This window comes from Acidovorax sp. NCPPB 3576 (genome assembly GCF_028473605.1).
Taxonomy (GTDB): Bacteria; Pseudomonadota; Gammaproteobacteria; order Burkholderiales; family Burkholderiaceae_C; genus Paracidovorax.
The window spans coordinates 5,284,357-5,301,176 of sequence record NZ_CP097267.1 but is presented as its reverse complement, the minus strand read 5'-3'; the positions used below and the strand labels follow the sequence as shown (position 1 = coordinate 5,301,176).

Genomic DNA, 16,820 nt, shown 5'->3' with positions numbered 1-16,820 from the left:
AGACCGTCGCCCATGCCCCAGGTGCCTCCCATTCCCTATGGCGCAGAGACACCCTCCACGACGTACACGCGCGAGGTTGCACTGCGCAAACGGATGGGCCGGATCTCCCGGTAGGCCGGCGAGTCGTACCAGGCCTGGGCCTGTGCCAGGCTGGGGAACGCGATCATCACGATCCGTTTGCCGGCCTCTCCTTCCAAAGAGCGGACCTGGCCGCCCCGCGCGATGTAATGCCCGCCAAACGGCTTGAATGTCGCCTCGACCTGTGCGCTGTAGGGCTTGATGCCTTCCACATCGGTGACTTCAAACTCGGAGAGGTAGTAGGCCGGGGCCTTGGCTGCAGGTGCTTGCGCGTGCGACGGTTGAACCGTCAGGCTGCACAGGGCGATGCACGCCATTGCAGCGGCCGGAAATTGCGGGAGGAACGACATGGGGCGGTCTCTGGTCTTGTGTTTTGTCTTTGGAGGTCAGCGCGAAGGCAATCCGAGAAAGAGGGCTTGCGCCTCCATCAATTTGCGCGATGTGATCATGGCCTGGGTGATGTCCACGTATTTCTTGAAATGCGGCGACGCCACATGTTGTCGGTACGCAGCTTCGTCGGCATAGATTTCGAAGAAGCGCAGCTGTGCCGGCCGATCTTTCAACGCCACCGCGTAGATGGCCAGCACGCCCGGCTCCACACGGATCGACGTGTCGATTTCTTCGGAGACCGCGCGTTCGTATGCCTGGAGCTGGCCCGGATCGATCGACAGCTCGGCAACGCGTACCAGGGCCTGCGGCGGCAAGCGGGCCTTGGCGCCCAGGCGCACGGGCACGGCTTCATGGAGTTCACGGCCCAGCGTCATGGGCTCGGTCGCTGAGCGAAATTTTCGAAAGTGGGGCGTCTGCAGATGCGCCTGGTAAGCCTGCGCATCGGCATAGATCTCCAGGACCCGCACGCGGCCCGGATTGCCTTTTTCGGCAGCGGCGTGGAAGGCAACGATGCCCGGCTCCAGCCGCAGGCTGGCCTGGGCATGTTCGCGGGCGGCCACGTGAAAGGCATCGAGTTGGTCCCGATCGATGTCCAGTTCCGCCAGCCGCACGAAGGGTGGCGGGGCTGATTGGGCCAATGCAGGCTGGCTCAACCCCACCGTCAGCAGCGGGGTGCAGAGCAGCGATAGCGTCCAGAAGCGCCGGGGAGGGCAGGGGGTCTTGAGCGGCATGCGCCATTCTTGGCACGGGCGCGGCAGTCGCGATAGACAGATCCACGCGAATTCTTGCCTGATCCTGCCCGGGCAGCGGGTTTGCCGAGCCCCGCTGCAGGCACACCCTACCATGGTGCTTTTCGGTCTTCGAAGGGACTCAGTGAAGCAAGAACCGCCTGCGGTCCCGGGGGACGCCTTTGAAGCTCTGCGCTCGGCACTGGCAGGGCACGTTGCGCGATGGACGCAAGGTGCCGAGCAGTGCGAGACGCCCATTCCTGGCCTCACGCTGTACCGGCACGACCTGCCGACCCCACCCGTCAACTGCATGGCCTGGCCGAGCATCGCGCTGACGGTGCAGGGCACCAAGCACGTGCTGCTGGGCGGCCAGATCTACCGCTATCACAGCGGCCGCTTTCTCATCACGGCCCTGGAGTTGCCCGTGGTGATGCAAGCGGTCGAGGCGCGGCCCGACCGTCCGTATCTGAGCCTGGTGCTGAAGCTGGACGCATGCAGCATCGCGGAGCTCGCCATGCAGGCAGGGCCGCTCGCCCCGCCGGAGCCTGCGGCGCTTGCCCCGGGACTGGCGCTGGGCGAGACCACCGAGGCATTGCTCGAGCTCTTCCTGCGCCTCGTCAAGCTGCTGGACGAACCGCAGGCCCTTCCCGTGCTGGCGCCGCTGGTGCGCACGGAGATCTTCTATCGCCTGCTCATGGGTGAGCAGGGGGCGCGGCTCTGGCAGATGGTGTCGCTGGGAAGCCAGAACCAGCGCATTGCCCAGGCCATCGAATGGCTGAAGCTTCACTTCGCGCAACCGCTGCGCATCGAGGAACTGGCCGCGCATGTGCAAATGAGCCCATCGCGTTTTCACCGCCATTTCCGCGCGTTGACGGCCATGAGCCCCCTGCAGTTCCAAAAGTGGCTGCGCCTGAACGAAGCGCGCAGGCTGATGCTGGCCGGGGGTGCCGACGCCTCGACCGCGGCGTTTCAGGTGGGGTATGAAAGCCCCTCCCAGTTCAGCCGTGAGTACAGCCGCCTCTTCGGCGCGCCGCCGCGCCGGGATGTGCAGGACCTGAGGCACCCGGCCGGAACCGGCGAAGGCGCCTTGCAGGTCCGCAAAGCGCGTGCGCGCCCATGAGCCTGCGGGCCATTGCCGGGCGCAGCGCAGAGAAACCCAATGATTGCCACATCGCACGATGTGCGTTACAAACGCCAAGTCGAAAGAGCGCAGGCCGGATGGTAGCCCGGTCGCTGCACCCCGCAGGGTGCAGCAGCTTTTCCCCAACAGGGTATCCGCGACACCTGTACCGGCCATGCCGGTGCCATAGGTGTGCCCGCTGGAATCCTGAAGTCTCGTCGGCACACCTTCTTGTGATCAACCAGGAAGAACCGTCGATATGAAAACCACAGCAAACACCATTCTCATCACGGGCGGCGCCGCCGGCATCGGCTTTGCGCTGGCGCAGCAACTCTCCGAGCGCGGCAATCGCGTCATCGTTTGCGGCCGCAATGAAGAGGCCCTTGCGAAAGCGCAGTCGCAGGTGCCTGCGCTGGTTCCCCGGCAATGCGATATCACCGACGGCGAAAGCCGCGCAGCGATGGTGGAATGGCTGGAAGCCGAACACCCCGAACTGAACGTCGTCATCAACAATGCGGGCGTCCAATACCGGCGCATGCTCAATGAATCCGGCGCGCTCGCAAACATCGAGCAGGAAGTGGCGACGAATTTCACCGCGCCCGTTCAACTGATCGGAGCGCTCCTGCCGTTGCTGAGCCGCCAGCCACAGTCCACCATCGTCAACGTGAGCTCGGGCCTGGCTTTTTCGCCGCTGGCCGATATTCCCGTCTATTGCGCAACCAAGGCAGCCATGCATTCCTTCACGCTCAGCTTGCGCCACCAGCTGAGGGCCACGGGAATCCGGGTGGTCGAAATGGCACCGCCGATCGTGGATACCGGCCTGGGCGGAAGCCAACGCAGCGGTGGCACCGCCGGACAGCAGATGATGACGCCGAAGGTTTTCGCCACCGAAGCGATCGCTCAACTGGAAAACGGCAAGGATGAAGTCATGGTGGGCCTGTCGGCAGGCTCGCGCAAGATGGGCGAAGCCCTGTTCGAGCGGATGAACCCCGCGTGATTCACGGAGCCTGCCGATCGGCCGCGGGCCGATGGTGGGCATCCGCCTCCTGCAGGCCCGCGACTTTCGGCAATCGGTCGACCAACCAATCGACCGCCAGCCGCAGGCGCAGCGGCATGTGCGAGGCGCGAGGCCACAGGGCATAGCAATCCATGGAGGCGCCGGGCTGGTCGTCCAGCAGGCTGACCAGTGCCCCCGTGCGCAGGCGGTCCTGCACCAGCCATTCCGGCAGCCATGCCAAGCCCATTCCCGCCGTGGCCGCGTCCGCGATGGCCTCCAGATCGTCGAGCTGCAGGCGTGAACGCAAGGGCGTATCTACGATCTGTCCCGCGGCGTCCGGCAATTGCCAGACGTGGATGCGGGTGGCGCGCCGATACAGCAGGATGCTGTGCCCGGCCAGTTCGGCGGCGCTCTGCGGTGTTCCATGGGCAGCCAGATAGGCCGGCGAAGCACACACCCGCTTGCGTTGAACCACCAGCTTGCGTGCGCGCAGACCATCGCTCTCGGCGCCCAGCACGCCACTGCGGATGGCGAGATCGAAACCTTCGGCCAGGACATCCACAGGCCGGTCGCTGAAGCTCAGCAGCAGTTCGAGCGAAGGGTGCTGCCGGGCCAGTTCGAGCAAGAGGGGCGCCACGCAGTGCCGCCCGAACAGCACGGGCATGGAGACATGCAGCCGTCCGGCCACCTCGTGCCGGCCGGACTCCATCTGTGCCTCGGCGATCTGCAATTCCGACAGGGCCCGCAGGCAGTGGTCGTGGTAGATCTGGCCATCGTCGGTCAGGCTTTGCACGCGCGTGGTGCGATGGAACAGCCGCGTCTCCAGCCGGGATTCCAAACGTGCCATCGCCTTGCCAACGGCCGAACGCGTCAGGCCGAGGTGCTCGGAGGCACGCGCAAAGCTCCCCAGGCGCACGACCTCCAGGAACACCGCGACCCCATCGAACCGCTCCTGGCACTCCGGAACGCCTTTGACCAGAGGCATGGGTGAATTCGAGTCATCTTGCACGGGTGCCTGCCTCTGCGTTTGCATCGCCTATTGTAGAAATTAAATCGCTTTGGATCGGATTTTATCGAAACATTGATTCTTAATTTTCCGCAATAACATCCTGCAGTGCGTTGGAATCCACGCGTCCATTCAGGAGCCCCTCTCTCATGAAACTGCTTTGTCTCGACATCCCCCAACCGGGCGCCAGCCTGGACCAGTATCAGCCCCACATGCTGAACGAAGCACGCCACGCTTGGCAGCTTCACAGCCGTGGCATCGTGCGCGACATCTACTTGCGCCAAGACCGGCCCGGCGTGGCCATCATCGCGGAGTGCGATTCTGTCGAGGCAGCCAGGCAAGCCCTGCGCGAACTGCCTCTGGCCCAGGCCGGGCTGATCGACTGGGAAGTGATTCCCCTCGGGCCATTCCTGAATTGGGAAATGCTTTTCGCACCAGGCAACGCCTGAAATTCCGGCGCCATGCCGGCGCCGCCCAGACCGTCGCATCGACCCACGAAAACCAGGCAAGCCACCTTCTGGTCTTCGCACCCCCTTCCTTTCTCCAAAGCACACCCTTCGATCATGGCCCTGTCCGCATCAGACCTCCAACCCGTCCTTTTCGTCGTCACCAGCAATGCCGTGAAAGGAGCGACCGGCCTTCCCACCGGATTCAATCTCGCGGAAGTCACGCATCCCCTGGAGAAACTGCAGGCCGCCGGCATCCGTGTGGAATTCGCCTCCATCCAGGGCGGTGCCGCGCCCCTGGACGGACTGGAGGACATGAAGGACCCGGTCATCGCCCATTACTGGGCCGATGCCGGCTTTCGCCACGCCATCGGCCATACGCTGCGCCTGGCCGATGTGGAGCCATCGCGCTACTCGGCCATCTTCTTCGCGGGCGGCCACGGCACGATGTGGGACTTCCCCGACAGCGCTGCCGTGCACAAAGCCATCCGCGAAATCGATGCGGCAGGCGGCATCGTCTCGGCGGTCTGCCATGGCCCCGCAGCCTTGGTCAATGCGCGCCGCTCCGACGGCACCCTGCTGGTGGCGGGCAAGCGCCTGGCCGCCTTCACCAATGACGAGGAAGAGGAAGTGCAGTCCACCCAGGTGATGCCGTTCCTGTTGGAGTCCACCCTCAAAGAACGCGGTGCAATGCACCAGCACGCCGCCAATTGGGCCGACAACGTGGTGGTCGATGGCCGGCTGATCACCGGACAAAACCCGCAGTCCGCTGCACGCTTGGGCGAAGCGCTGCGCGACGCCTTGCTGGCTTGAAGGACCCGCGATGCGTGCGAAGAGCGGCCAGGGCATGAAACTGATCTGCGTCGAAGAGCATGTGCTCGATCCGGCCATCGGCGCGGCGACGCAGGAACTCGTGCGTGCCCAGGCGCCGTACCTTTCCGGCTGGGGCAGCCGCGTGATCGACGGCCAGCAGGTGGCCGATCGCACCCGTCCCCACGTGATCGCGCCCGCCGAGTCGGCTCGCAAGGCCCTGGACATGGGCGATGCGCGCTTGGCCGAGATGGACGCGGCTGGCATCGGCATGCAGGTGCTGTCCTATGGCGGCTTTCCCCAGTGGCTGCCTGCCGCGCAGGCCATCGATCTGAACTGCACCGCCAATGACCGGCTCGCTCGGGCAAGCCAGGAGCATCCCGAGCGCTTTTCAGGGTTTGCCACCCTGCCCTGGCAAGCACCTGAGGCCGCAGCCCGCGAACTGGAGCGTGCGGTGAAAGAACTTGGCCTCAAGGGCGCGCTGATCAATGGCCGCCCTGGCGAACACTTCCTGGACGAGCCCCGCTACGCCCCGGTCCTTGCCGCGTTTGATGCGTTGAACGTTCCTTTGTACGTCCACCCCGGCCTGCCGCTGTCTGCGGTGCAGGCCCCGTACTACGGCGGCTTTGATCGCGAGCTCAGCGCGCGGCTGTCCATGTTTGCCTGGGGTTGGCATAACGAGGCCGGCATTCAGGTCGTGCGCATGCTGCTTGCCGGCGTGTTCGATCGCTACCCCAGGCTGCAAGTCATCAGCGGCCACTGGGGCGAGATGGTTCCCTTCTTCCTGCAAAGGCTGGAGGACTCGATACCGCAGGAAGCCTCTGGCCTGAAGCGTCCCATCGTGCAAACGTACCGCGAACACGTGTACGTATCGCCCAGCGGCATGCTCACCTTGCCGCACTTTCAGTTCATCCACGCGCTGATGGGGACGGAACGCATTCTGTATTCCATCGACTACCCCTACCAGAGCCTGGACGGTGCACAGGCCTTCATCGAAAATCTGCCTGTGAGCGATGCGGAAAAGTCCCTCATCGCGCATGGCAATGCCGAACGGCTCCTGAGGCTGTGAAACGACTTCCATCCATTCAGAACCCATGGAAAAAAGCCCGTCTCCCTTCGAAGACGGGCTTTGGAGAGACCTGATGCGCCAGCCGCAGAAGCGGCTTTCGCCACTCAGAACGGAATGTCGTCGTCCATGTCGTCGAAGCCCGAGGCCGCACGCGGGGCCTGGGCCGCGGGTGCCGGTGCCGGACGGGGCGCCGGCGCTGCAGGCCGCGGCGCAGGTGCCGGGGCAGGGCGGCGTGCCGGCGCGGGGGCGGCGCTGTTGTCGTAGCCGCCGTCGTTGCCACCGCCACCGTAGCCGCTGTCTTCGTAGCCACCACCACCGCCCTGGCCGCCACCGCCCATGCCCTGGCGGCTGCCCAGCATCTGCATGCTGTCGGCTCGGATTTCGGTGGTGAATTTTTCCTGGCCGGCCTGGTCGGTCCACTTGCGGGTGCGCAAGCTGCCTTCCACATAGACCTGCGAGCCCTTGCGCAGGTACTGGCCGACGATTTCGGCCAGGCGGCCGTTGAACACCACGCGGTGCCACTCGGTGGCTTCCTTGTTTTCGCCGGTGTTCTTGTCGCGCCAGCGGTCGGTGGTGGCGATGGTGACGTTGGCGACCTGATCGCCGCTGGGGAAGGTGCGCATTTCGGGATCGCGCCCGAGGTTGCCCACGATGATGACTTTGTTGACGGATGCCATGGTGTGTAAGGGCCTGTAGAGAATGGTGGAGAGAAGGCACTACGGCCTGCGCAGCCTGCCAGGGACTGCGGGGGAGCCGCCGATTGTGCCCGATTCGCCTCGGGCGCGAACAGCCCGCAGGCGATGCCCATGCCACAATAAAAATGCCTTTTCCAACACCGGCCCCGGCCCTTGCCCATGCATCGCGAACCCGACTTTCTTCACAACCTGCGGCAGGAGTTCGCGGACGGCTGGCGGTGGGTGGAACGCGCGATCGTGCTGGCCTACGCCGCGGCGGCCGGGCTTTTCGTGGTGGCGTTCACGATCCTGGGGGAATGGGCGTTCGCACGCTTCGAGCAGGTGCTGCATTGGCAGGGCGGCTGGGCCGTGCTGCTGTGGACCCCGGCGCTCACGGCCGCCATCGTGTGGGCCACGCGCCGCTTCGTTCCCGGGGCCGCGGGCTCGGGCATTCCGCAGGTGATGGCGGCGCTGGAGCCGGGGCTGCCGCCCAGCCAGCGCGGCTACTTCGTGTCCCTGCGCATGTCGCTGGGCAAGGTGCTGCTGGGCAGCGCGGGCTTTCTGGCCGGGCTTTCCATGGGCCGCGAGGGCCCGTCGGTGCAGGTGGCGGCGGGTGTGATGCAGCATGCACAGCGCTGGCTCGGGCCGCGCTCGGGCATCACCAGCCATGCGCTGCTGGTGGCGGGCGGGGCCGCTGGCATCGCAGCGGCCTTCAATGCGCCGCTGGCGGGCGTGGTGTTCGCGATCGAGGAGCTGTCTCGCAAGCTCGAATCGCGCAGCAGCGGGCTCATCATCGCGGCCATCGTGCTGGCCGGGCTGATGGGGGTGTCGTTCTTCGGCAACCTGACCTATTTCGGCGTGATCCGCGTGCCCCGCCTGGGCTGGGACGCGCTGCTGCCCGGCCTGGGCGTGGCCCTGGTGTGCGGCGTGCTGGGCGGCCTGTTCGCCAAGCTCATCACCGCCTCGCTCACCGGCGCGCCGGGCCGACTCAACCAGTGGCGTGCCCGCTTCCCGGTGCGCTTTGCGGCGGCGGGCGGCCTGGCGGTGGCGGTGATCGGCCTGGCCACCGGCGGCGCCACCTTCGGCGCCGGCTCCGAGGCGGTCAAGCACATGCTGGCGGGGCAGGCCGATGTGCCGGCGTTCTATGTCACGCTGAAATTCATCGCCACCTGGCTCACGGCCTGGTGCGGCGTGCCCGGCGGGTTCTTCGCGCCGGCGCTGTCGATTGGCGCTGGGGTGGGGCACAACCTCTCGCTGCTGACCAGTGCGGACATCGCCCCGGCGCTGATCGCCATGGGCATGGCGGCCTTCCTGGCGGCGGTCACGCAGGCGCCGCTCACGGCCTTCATCATCGTGATGGAGATGGTGGACGGCCATGCCATGGTGCTGAGCCTGATGGCCTCGGCCATGCTGGCCAGCCTGGTGTCGCGCATGCTGGTGCGCCCGCTCTACGAAACGCTGGCGGATCACCTGCTGCACAAGGTGGGCGCGGCGCCGGCGGCCCCCGCAGACGCATCGCCCCGCTGAGCCCCTCGCGCGCGTGGTGCCGCAGCACATCCGTTACCCTCGGCGCATGCGTGCCTCCCTCTGCCTTGCACTGTTGTCTGCCGCCTTGCTGCTGGCCGGCTGCGGCACCACGCCGCAGCCGCGTTCGCCCCGCGCCAGCGTGCAGTATTCGCAGCTGTCGCCCGACCAGTCGAGCGACATCGCCATCCATGCGCTGGGGCTGGTGGGCACGCCGTACCGCTATGGCGGCAACACGCCCGAGGGCGGGTTCGACTGCAGCGGCCTCATCGGCTATGTCTATAAGAGCCGCGCGGGCATCGCCCCGCCGCGCACCGTGGCGCAGCTGAGCGATTTCGGCCTGCCGGTGGATACCGGCGACCTGCGCACGGGCGACCTGGTGGTGTTCGGCGCGGGCCGGCCGACGCACGCGGGCATCTACGTGGGCGAGGGCCGCTTCGTGCACGCGCCCTCCACCGGCGGCGAGGTGCGGATGGACCGGCTCGATTCGCGCTATTGGTCACGGCAGAAAACCGCTTTCCGCCGGCCCTGACCGGGGCCGAGGGGCGGCGGCGGGCGGCGCGCGACAATCGCCGCCATGACGACCCCACCCACCCCCCACGTGCACCGCACCGCCACCCCGCTCTCCACCCACGACACGACCCGCATCGACGACACGCGCATCAAGGCCGTGCGGCCGCTGATCACGCCTGCGCTGCTGCAGGAATGGCTGCCCACGCCGCCCGGCGCGCTGCAACTGGTCGAGACCAGCCGCGCGGCGATCTCGCGCGTGCTGCACGGCCAGGACGACCGGCTGGTCGTGGTGGTGGGGCCCTGCTCGATCCACGACCACGGGCAGGCCATGGAATACGCCCGCCAGCTCAAGGCGCAGGCCGATGCGCTGGCGCAGGACCTGCTGGTCGTGATGCGCGTGTATTTCGAAAAGCCCCGCACCACCGTCGGCTGGAAGGGCTACATCAACGACCCGCACCTGGACGGCAGCTTCGCCATCAACGAGGGGCTGGAGATGGCCCGCACGCTGCTGCTGGACATCCTGGCGCTGGGCCTGCCGGTGGGCACCGAGTTCCTCGACCTGCTCAGCCCGCAGTTCATCAGCGACCTGGTGAGCTGGGGCGCGATCGGGGCGCGCACCACCGAAAGCCAGAGCCACCGGCAGCTGGCCAGCGGCCTGTCGTGCCCGGTGGGCTTCAAGAACGGCACCGACGGCGGCGTGAAGGTGGCCAGCGACGCCATCCTGGCGGCCCAGGCGCCGCACGCCTTCATGGGCATGACCAAGATGGGCCAGTCCGCGATCTTCGAGACGCGCGGCAACAACGACTGCCACGTGATCCTGCGCGGCGGCAAGCAGCCCAACTATGCAGCGCCCTCCGTGGACGCGGCCTGCCAGCTGCTCCAGGCGGCGGGATTGCGCGCGCAGGTCATGGTGGATGTATCGCACGCCAACAGCAGCAAGCAGCACAGCCGCCAGATCGACGTGGCGGCCGACGTCGCCGGCCAGGTGGCGGGCGGCGACCTGCGCATCATGGGCCTGATGATCGAAAGCCACCTGCAGGAAGGCCGGCAGGACATCGTGGCCGGCCAGCCGCTGGCGCACGGGGTGTCGGTGACGGACGCCTGCATCAGTCTGCCGCAGACGGTGCCGGTGCTGCAGAACCTGGCGCAGGCAGTACGCGAGCGGCGCCGAGGCCGATAGGGCCAGGAAGCAACACCGCCGGCGGCGGTGTCGGTGTAGCATTGACCGTTACTTTTTGTAGTCATTTGCTACCGCAGACCCCGATGCGTCCGAATCCCATGCAGGTGCTGTCGCCCACCGATCCATGCCAACGGCCACTTTCCCGTCAGCCGGCCTTCTGAGCATGCCGCCCAAGGCCGCTCCCGTAGGAAAACGCCTCGAAGCGCTGCGTGCCTGCGCGGTGCTGGACACCCCGGTGGAGGAGGCTTTCGATCAACTGGTGCGGCTGGCCGCGCGGCTGTGCGGCATGCCCATGGCGGCCATCGGTTTCATCGACCAGGGGCGTGAGTGGTTCAAGGCCAGCATCGGCATCGACCTGCAGACGCTGGATGCGGCCCACCCGCTGTGCGCGCTGGCGGTGGACGGCCGGGTGGTGCAGGTGCAGGACACGCACGCCCATTCCACGCTGCGCCGCCATCCGCTGGTGATCGCCGGGCCGCGCGTGCGCGCCGTGGCGTGCATGCCGCTGGTCACCGCGGAAAAGTGGGTGCTGGGCGCCGTGGTGGTGATGTCCGCCGAACCGTGCGTGCTGCAGCCGCCCCAGCTCGAATCGCTGCGCGCGGTCGCCGGGCAGGCGGTGGCCCTCCTGGAGTTGCGCCGCAGCCAGCGCAACCAGGCGCGCATGGCCACCGAGCGGGCCGCCAGCGACGAGCGCTTTCACCTGGTGGCGCGCGCCACGGCCGACGCCATCTGGGACTGGAACCTCCACGACGACTCCATGTGGTGGAACGAGGGCATGCAGACGCTGTTTGGCGTGCCCATGCAGACCCTGCCGCACGACAGCACATCGTGGACGATGCGCCTGCACCCGGAAGACAGCGACGCGGTGCTGGAGAGCATCCACGCGGCGATCGAGGGCACGGCCAAGCACTGGGCCGAGGAATACCGCTTTCGCCGCTACGACGGCAGCTACGCCTGGGTGCAGGACCGCGGCTTCGTGATCCGCGACGCCGAAGGCCGTGCGATCCGCATGGTGGGCGGCATGACGGACATCAGCGCGCAAAAGGACAGCGCCCTGCAGGCCAAGGACGAAGCCCGCACCCACGCCGAACTGGTGCGCGTGCAGCAGAAGATCTCGTCGCTCGAACTGTCCATGGACGAGGTGCTGCAGCTGGTGGCCCGCACCGCGATGGAACTGGCCGATGCCGGCGGCGCGATGGTGGTGATGCGCGAGGGCGACAAAGCCCGTGTGCAGGCCAGCACCGGCATGCGCGCCGTGCCGCTGAACGACGTGCGCCCGCTGGAAGGCTACGAGCTGTGGCACCGCATCGACGCGGGCGAGACCGTCTGCAGCCAACCGGCCGTTGCCCAGGCCATGCCCTCGGCCGCCCTGTGCGAGCCCGGGCCGGTGGCCTTCATCGCGGCGCCGGTGCGCGCCGGCGATGCGGTGGTGGGCATGCTCAAGGTCAACGGCGATCCGCTGGCCTCTTTCTCGCAGCGCCACCTGGCGCATGTGCAGATCCTGGCCGAATCGCTGGGCGCCGTGGTGCAGTTGCGCCGCTATGCCGCGCAGTTGCACGCGTCCGAGCAGCAGTACCGCCTGCTGTTCGATGCACACCCGCAGCCCATGTGGGTGTACGAGCTGGGCACCCTGCGCATCCTGGCCGTGAACCGCGCCATGGTGCGCCACTACGGGTACAGCGAGGCCGAACTGCTGTGCATGACCACGCCTGACCTGTGGCCCCAGGACAACCGCGAAGCCCGCACCCGGGAGGCGCACAACATTCCCCACAATGCGCGCCGCGACGCCGTGCACCGGCGCCATTGCAAGAAAGACGGCACGGTGATCGACACCGAGGTGTATGCCGGCGGCATCGAATTCAACGGCGTGCCCGCCCGCCAGGTCCTGGCCACCGACGTCACCCAGCGCATGCGCCTGGAACGGGAACTGGCGCGGGTGGGCAGCATCCAGCGGCTGCTGGCCGCCTGCAACGAATCCCTGGTGCGCGCGACCTCCGAGGCCGACCTGCTGCGCGAGGTCTGCCGCATCGCCACCGACGTGGGCGGCTACCGGATGGCCTGGGTCGGCATGGTGCGCGACGACGCGCGCCAGACCATCGAGCCCGTCGCCTGCGCAGGCAAGGACAGCGACCGCTATATCGAAAGGCTTCAGCTGAGCGGATCGGCCGACCAGCCGGGCGGCAAGGGCCCGGCCGGGGTGGCGGTGCGCACCGGCCGCCCGGTGATCGTGCGCGACATCCGGCTCGACCCGCTGTTTGCCACCTGGACCGAGCGCATGCTCCGGCAGGGCCTGCACTCGGTGATCAGCCTGCCGCTGCGCAACGCCGAGCGCTCCTTCGGCCTGCTGTACCTGTATCCGCCGGGCGTGCTGGAGATCGGCTCCGAAGAAACCGAGCTGCTGCAGCAACTGGCCAACGACCTGGCCTTCGGCATCGAGAGCCTGCGCACCCGCCAGGACCAGCAGCGTCTGCAAAGCGTGGTGCTCAAGGCCGCCGCCGCCATCTCGGCCAGCACGGGGACCGAATTCTTCAAGCAGCTGGCCAGCAACATGGCGGACGCGCTGGGCGCGCAGGCCGGCTGCGTGACCCGGTTGCTGCCGCCGGTGGAGGGGCAGCCGCCGCGCGCCATCACGCTTTCGCGCGTGCAGGACGGCGTGGTGCAGCCCAATGCCGAATATTCGCTGGAAGGCACGCCCAGCCTGCGTCTGGCGACCGATGCGGAATACGTCGTCACCTCCGGCGTGTCCGAGATGTATCCGCGCTCGCCCATCGCGGCGCTGGGCGCGCAAAGCTACGTGGGCCAGCAATTGCGTGACGCCGAAGGGCGGCCGATCGGGCTGATCTTCGTGATCTTCCGCGAGCCGCTGGAGCGGCCGGCCCTGGTTTCCTCCACCTTGCGCATCTTCGCGGCGCGCGCCACCGCCGAAATGGCCCGCCAGGCGTCGGACGCCCACATCCGCCGGCAGGCGTCGCTGCTGGACAAGGCCCGCGACGCGATCATCGTGCGCGACCTGGAGCACCGCATTACGTTCTGGAACCAGGGCGCCGAGCGCATGTACGGCTGGTCGCAGGCCCAGGTGCTGGGCCGCACCATCGACACGCTGCTCTACCAGAACGCCACCGAATTCCTGCGCGCCACCGAGGCCACCCTGGCCCAGGGCGAGTGGACGGGCGAGATCGTGCAGTTCCACCAGGACGGGCATGCGATCGACGTGGAAGGCCGCTGGACCCTGGTGCGCGACGAGGGCGGCCAGCCCGAATCCATCCTGGCCATCCACACCGACATCGGCCACCGCAAGGCCACCGAGCGCGAGATCCAGCGCCTGGCGTTCTTCGACTCGCTCACCGGCCTGCCCAACCGCATGCTGCTCATGGACCGCATGCACCAGGCCCTGGCCACGGCGCAGCGCCGCCGCCAGGGCGGGGCGCTGCTGTTCATCGACCTGGACAACTTCAAGACGCTGAACGACACGCTGGGCCACGACAAGGGCGACCTGCTGCTGCAGCAGGTGGCGCAGCGGCTGAACACCTGTGTGCGCACCGTCGATACCGTGGCGCGGCTGGGCGGCGACGAGTTCGTGGTGATGATCGAGGCGCTGAGCCCCCGGCCCGACGAGCTGGCCGTGAGCGCCCGGGTGGTGGGCGAAAAAATCCTGTCGGTGCTGAGCGCGCCCTATGCCCTGGAGGGCTACCAGTACCGCAGCACGCCCAGCATCGGCGTGGCCCCCTTCACCGATGGCCAGTCCACCGTGGGCGAACTGCTCAAGCAGGCAGACCTGGCCATGTACCAGGCCAAGACCGCCGGCCGCAACACGCTGCGCTTTTTCGACCCCGGCATGCAGGCGGTGGTGACGGCCCGGGCGGCCCTGGAAGACGACTTGCGCACGGCCATCGCCCGCGAAGAATTCCTGCTCCATTACCAGCCCCAGGTGGACGCGCTGAACCGTGTCGTGGGCGTGGAGGCGCTGGTGCGCTGGCCGCACGCCAAGCGGGGCATGGTGCCGCCGAGCGACTTCATTCCGCTGGCCGAAGAAACGGGCCTGGTGCTGCCCCTGGGCCGCTGGGTGCTGCACACCGCCTGCACCCTGCTGGCCAGCTGGCAGGACGAGCCGGCCCTGTCGCACCTCACGATGGCGGTGAACGTGAGCTCGCGCCAGTTCCACCACGCCGGGTTCGTGGACGACGTGGTGCGCGCGCTGGTCTTCACCGGCGCGCCGGCCGACCAGCTCAAGCTGGAACTGACCGAAAGCCTGTTCGTGGAGGACATGGAAACCACCATCGCCACCATGTCGGCCCTGCGCGCCCACGGGGTGGGGTTCTCGCTGGACGACTTCGGAACCGGGTACTCCTCCCTGAGCTACCTCAAGCGCATGCCGCTGGACCAGCTCAAGATCGACCAGAGCTTCGTGCGCGACCTGCTGAGCGACCCCAACGACGCGGCCATCGTGGACACCATCATCGCGCTCTCGCGCAGCCTGGGCCTGAACGTCATCGCCGAAGGCGTCGAGACCGGCGCCCAGCGCAACCGCCTGGCCCAGGCGGGCTGCCAGCTCTACCAAGGCTATTTCTTCAGCCGTCCGCTGCCGGCAGACGTGCTCGAGCGGTTCCTGCGCAACGCGCCCGTCTGACCTGCCTGGCCTGAAGCGGCCGGGCAGGCCCCTGCAAGGCTTCTGGGCAGCCTGAACGCACGGGGTGATCCCCCTCCCCCAGGGCCCCAAGGCTTCGCGCCTCCCTGACCGTCAAGCACCTTTCTGTCAGACACCCTATCCCTCCGCGGGGCACGCGCGGGCGCTGGGTTCTCTGTCTTCTCCTTAATGTCTTTATCAATCCATAGTCGTAGTAGTAAGCACGCATGCTTTTTGTGGATAACTGCATTTTTCCTTTGCAGATCAATGCAGTTGCCGCGCCGCGAACCTTGTGGGCGATACCCGGCTGCCGCTGTCGCTGCGGCGGGGACAAAACCGGCGCAGGCCCATTCGCTGTGGACAAGTGGCCGGTTGTGCCGGAAATATCCACAGACTTGTTCCTTCCGTTGCCGTTTTCTGCCCGATCGGCCGCCGGCACGCCCACCCCTCAGGCCGGTGCCACCAGAGCCGAGCCATCTGGCCCGTGCAGCCGGACATGGCCGTTGCAAACCCGAGCAATTGCGGTTTCGGCCATCGGTCGTTTGAATTCCCCCATTTTTTTCGGGCCAGGCCTTTTTTGGCACGGCGCACGGCGGTCCGTTTTTCGGCGGCTTGGCAGTTCCTGTTATTCAATTAAAGGTTCTATAAATACATAGCAGTAGTAGTAGAGGGTGCCTCGTTCTGTGGACAAGGGGAATTTCCTGAATGCCGCCAAGCACTTGGAGTGCCTCAAACCCTGTGGCGCTGGCCGGTTGAACTGGCAGGCCAGCCGACAACAACTTCGGCACTTTGGATTCTTCTGTGGATAACCCATGGGTTGCCCTGGAAATATCCCCAGGCTTATCCACAATGCGCTGCCCACGTCGTCCGAGAGGTGGTCAAAAGGCCTGTCTGGCTTGGGCCTTACTTCCACGGACGACACAAAGAAAAAGGGCCCCGAAGGGCCCTTGGCTTTTCCCCGGCGGCGCATGGCCGCGGGAAACGGTGTGTGGGGGATCAGAAGTGGTACGCGTAGCGCAGCTGGACGAAGTTCTCGCCGGGGTTGGGTTTCTTGATGCCCGCGTTGGAGAGGTGCTGCACCCGCACCACGATCTCGTGCTGGCGCTGCGCACCCAGGCTGTAGCCCACGCCCAGGTGGGAGCCGAAGTTGTAGCGGGTGCTGAATTCCTTGTCGGGGATGTGGTACTTGCTGTCGGCAAACGTGATGCCCACGCCGCCTTCCCAGAACCAGTTGGCGCGGCCGTTGTCCGGGCGCATGCGGAAAGTGGGGGTGAAGCCGACCACGGTGATGTCGCGCGGGCCATTGATGCCGTTGAACGACCAGCGGCTGGCGGAGATGTCCCAGTAGCCGCGCACCTCATTGCCCCAAAACTCGCTCTGCCAGTTCCACGGAAGCGTCACCCCCACGGTGGCCGAATCGGTCTGGTGGCGGGCCCAGCCGCCTTGCACGTACACGGAAGGGCTGGTGCCCGAAGGCTCGGCCTGGACGGCGCCTGCGCCGGCGGCACAGGCCAGAGCCACAAAAAAAGCGTTCCCGCGCAACAGGGCGCGGGAACGCAGGAGGTGGGTGATCGGCATGGAAATTCCCTCGATGGAATGACTGTGGGTTTGCACAACGTGTGTAACCCACTGTATGCCGCCCATCGGGGGGTGCGTTGTAG

At 67.0% G+C, this 16,820-nt stretch carries 14 protein-coding genes; 9 read left to right on the top strand and 5 right to left on the bottom strand.

The features are described from left to right. Positions 1-35: 35 nt before the first annotated feature. Together M5C98_RS24135 and M5C98_RS24130 are read right to left on the bottom strand one after the other, a co-directional pair. Positions 36-428, bottom strand: coding sequence for a DUF1330 domain-containing protein (locus tag M5C98_RS24135; protein WP_272550086.1), 393 nt, complete (start codon positions 426-428; stop codon positions 36-38). Positions 429-464: 36 nt separating this feature from the next. Continuing rightward, positions 465-1,199 (bottom strand): putative quinol monooxygenase, encoded by a 735-nt coding sequence (locus M5C98_RS24130; RefSeq protein ID WP_272550085.1) that lies wholly within the window; start codon positions 1,197-1,199, stop codon positions 465-467. Positions 1,200-1,341: 142 nt separating this feature from the next. On the opposite strand from M5C98_RS24130, the gene M5C98_RS24125 reads away from it, so the two are divergent. Both M5C98_RS24125 and M5C98_RS24120 read left to right on the top strand, forming a co-directional pair. After that, complete coding sequence (locus tag M5C98_RS24125) at positions 1,342-2,316, top strand: AraC family transcriptional regulator (RefSeq protein ID WP_272550084.1); 975 nt, start codon at positions 1,342-1,344, stop codon at positions 2,314-2,316. A gap of 259 nt (positions 2,317-2,575) precedes the next feature. Continuing rightward, positions 2,576-3,313, top strand: coding sequence for an SDR family oxidoreductase (locus M5C98_RS24120; protein WP_272550083.1), 738 nt, complete (start codon positions 2,576-2,578; stop codon positions 3,311-3,313). Between the two features lies 1 nt (position 3,314). Here the strand turns inward: M5C98_RS24120 and M5C98_RS24115 are convergent, their stop codons facing one another. After that, the gene (locus M5C98_RS24115; protein WP_272550081.1) at positions 3,315-4,298 is read right to left on the bottom strand and encodes a LysR family transcriptional regulator; all 984 of its coding nucleotides are present in this window, start codon (positions 4,296-4,298) and stop codon (positions 3,315-3,317) included. Between the two features lie 170 nt (positions 4,299-4,468). Here M5C98_RS24115 and M5C98_RS24110 point away from each other — a divergent pair, with 170 nt between their 5' ends. The 3 genes from M5C98_RS24110 to M5C98_RS24100 all read left to right on the top strand — a co-directional run bounded on the left by M5C98_RS24110 (position 4,469) and on the right by M5C98_RS24100 (position 6,644). Next, complete coding sequence (locus M5C98_RS24110; protein ID WP_272550080.1) at positions 4,469-4,768, top strand: superoxide dismutase; 300 nt, start codon at positions 4,469-4,471, stop codon at positions 4,766-4,768. Between the two features lie 114 nt (positions 4,769-4,882). Beyond that, positions 4,883-5,578, top strand: a complete 696-nt coding sequence (locus M5C98_RS24105) for a type 1 glutamine amidotransferase domain-containing protein (protein ID WP_272550079.1) — start codon at positions 4,883-4,885, stop codon at positions 5,576-5,578. Positions 5,579-5,588: 10 nt separating this feature from the next. Further along, positions 5,589-6,644 (top strand): amidohydrolase family protein, encoded by a 1,056-nt coding sequence (locus M5C98_RS24100; protein ID WP_272550077.1) that lies wholly within the window; start codon positions 5,589-5,591, stop codon positions 6,642-6,644. Between the two features lie 104 nt (positions 6,645-6,748). On the opposite strand, the gene ssb is transcribed toward M5C98_RS24100, so the two are convergent. Beyond that, positions 6,749-7,321, bottom strand: a complete 573-nt coding sequence (gene ssb, locus M5C98_RS24095; RefSeq protein ID WP_272550076.1) for a single-stranded DNA-binding protein — start codon at positions 7,319-7,321, stop codon at positions 6,749-6,751. 177 nt (positions 7,322-7,498) lie between these two features. On the opposite strand from ssb, the gene M5C98_RS24090 reads away from it, so the two are divergent. From M5C98_RS24090 to M5C98_RS24075, 4 genes are all read left to right on the top strand, one after another. Then, positions 7,499-8,845, top strand: a complete 1,347-nt coding sequence (locus tag M5C98_RS24090; RefSeq protein ID WP_272550075.1) for a chloride channel protein — start codon at positions 7,499-7,501, stop codon at positions 8,843-8,845. 46 nt (positions 8,846-8,891) lie between these two features. Next, entirely contained in the window at positions 8,892-9,374 is a 483-nt protein-coding gene (locus M5C98_RS24085) for a C40 family peptidase (RefSeq protein WP_272550074.1), read from the top strand. A gap of 45 nt (positions 9,375-9,419) precedes the next feature. Further along, positions 9,420-10,535, top strand: coding sequence for a 3-deoxy-7-phosphoheptulonate synthase (locus M5C98_RS24080; protein ID WP_272550073.1), 1,116 nt, complete (start codon positions 9,420-9,422; stop codon positions 10,533-10,535). Between the two features lie 163 nt (positions 10,536-10,698). Next, positions 10,699-15,162 (top strand): EAL domain-containing protein, encoded by a 4,464-nt coding sequence (locus M5C98_RS24075; protein ID WP_272550071.1) that lies wholly within the window; start codon positions 10,699-10,701, stop codon positions 15,160-15,162. 993 nt (positions 15,163-16,155) lie between these two features. On the opposite strand, the gene M5C98_RS24070 is transcribed toward M5C98_RS24075, so the two are convergent. Then, positions 16,156-16,737, bottom strand: a complete 582-nt coding sequence (locus M5C98_RS24070) for an acyloxyacyl hydrolase (RefSeq protein WP_272550070.1) — start codon at positions 16,735-16,737, stop codon at positions 16,156-16,158. Positions 16,738-16,820: the final 83 nt, after the last annotated feature.

Bases quoted from the DNA above. Each gene is read 5' to 3' on its own strand.
- M5C98_RS24135 (WP_272550086.1), bottom strand. From the start codon at position 428: ATGTCGTTCCTCCCGCAATTTCCGGCCGCTGCAATGGCGTGCATCGCC.
- M5C98_RS24130 (WP_272550085.1), bottom strand. From the start codon at position 1,199: ATGCCGCTCAAGACCCCCTGCCCTCCCCGGCGCTTCTGGACGCTATCG.
- M5C98_RS24120 (WP_272550083.1), top strand. From the start codon at position 2,576: ATGAAAACCACAGCAAACACCATTCTCATCACGGGCGGCGCCGCCGGC.
- M5C98_RS24115 (WP_272550081.1), bottom strand. From the start codon at position 4,298: ATGCCTCTGGTCAAAGGCGTTCCGGAGTGCCAGGAGCGGTTCGATGGG.
- M5C98_RS24110 (WP_272550080.1), top strand. From the start codon at position 4,469: ATGAAACTGCTTTGTCTCGACATCCCCCAACCGGGCGCCAGCCTGGAC.
- M5C98_RS24105 (WP_272550079.1), top strand. From the start codon at position 4,883: ATGGCCCTGTCCGCATCAGACCTCCAACCCGTCCTTTTCGTCGTCACC.
- M5C98_RS24100 (WP_272550077.1), top strand. From the start codon at position 5,589: ATGCGTGCGAAGAGCGGCCAGGGCATGAAACTGATCTGCGTCGAAGAG.
- ssb (WP_272550076.1), bottom strand. From the start codon at position 7,321: ATGGCATCCGTCAACAAAGTCATCATCGTGGGCAACCTCGGGCGCGAT.
- M5C98_RS24090 (WP_272550075.1), top strand. From the start codon at position 7,499: ATGCATCGCGAACCCGACTTTCTTCACAACCTGCGGCAGGAGTTCGCG.
- M5C98_RS24085 (WP_272550074.1), top strand. From the start codon at position 8,892: ATGCGTGCCTCCCTCTGCCTTGCACTGTTGTCTGCCGCCTTGCTGCTG.
- M5C98_RS24080 (WP_272550073.1), top strand. From the start codon at position 9,420: ATGACGACCCCACCCACCCCCCACGTGCACCGCACCGCCACCCCGCTC.
- M5C98_RS24075 (WP_272550071.1), top strand. From the start codon at position 10,699: ATGCCGCCCAAGGCCGCTCCCGTAGGAAAACGCCTCGAAGCGCTGCGT.
- M5C98_RS24070 (WP_272550070.1), bottom strand. From the start codon at position 16,737: ATGCCGATCACCCACCTCCTGCGTTCCCGCGCCCTGTTGCGCGGGAAC.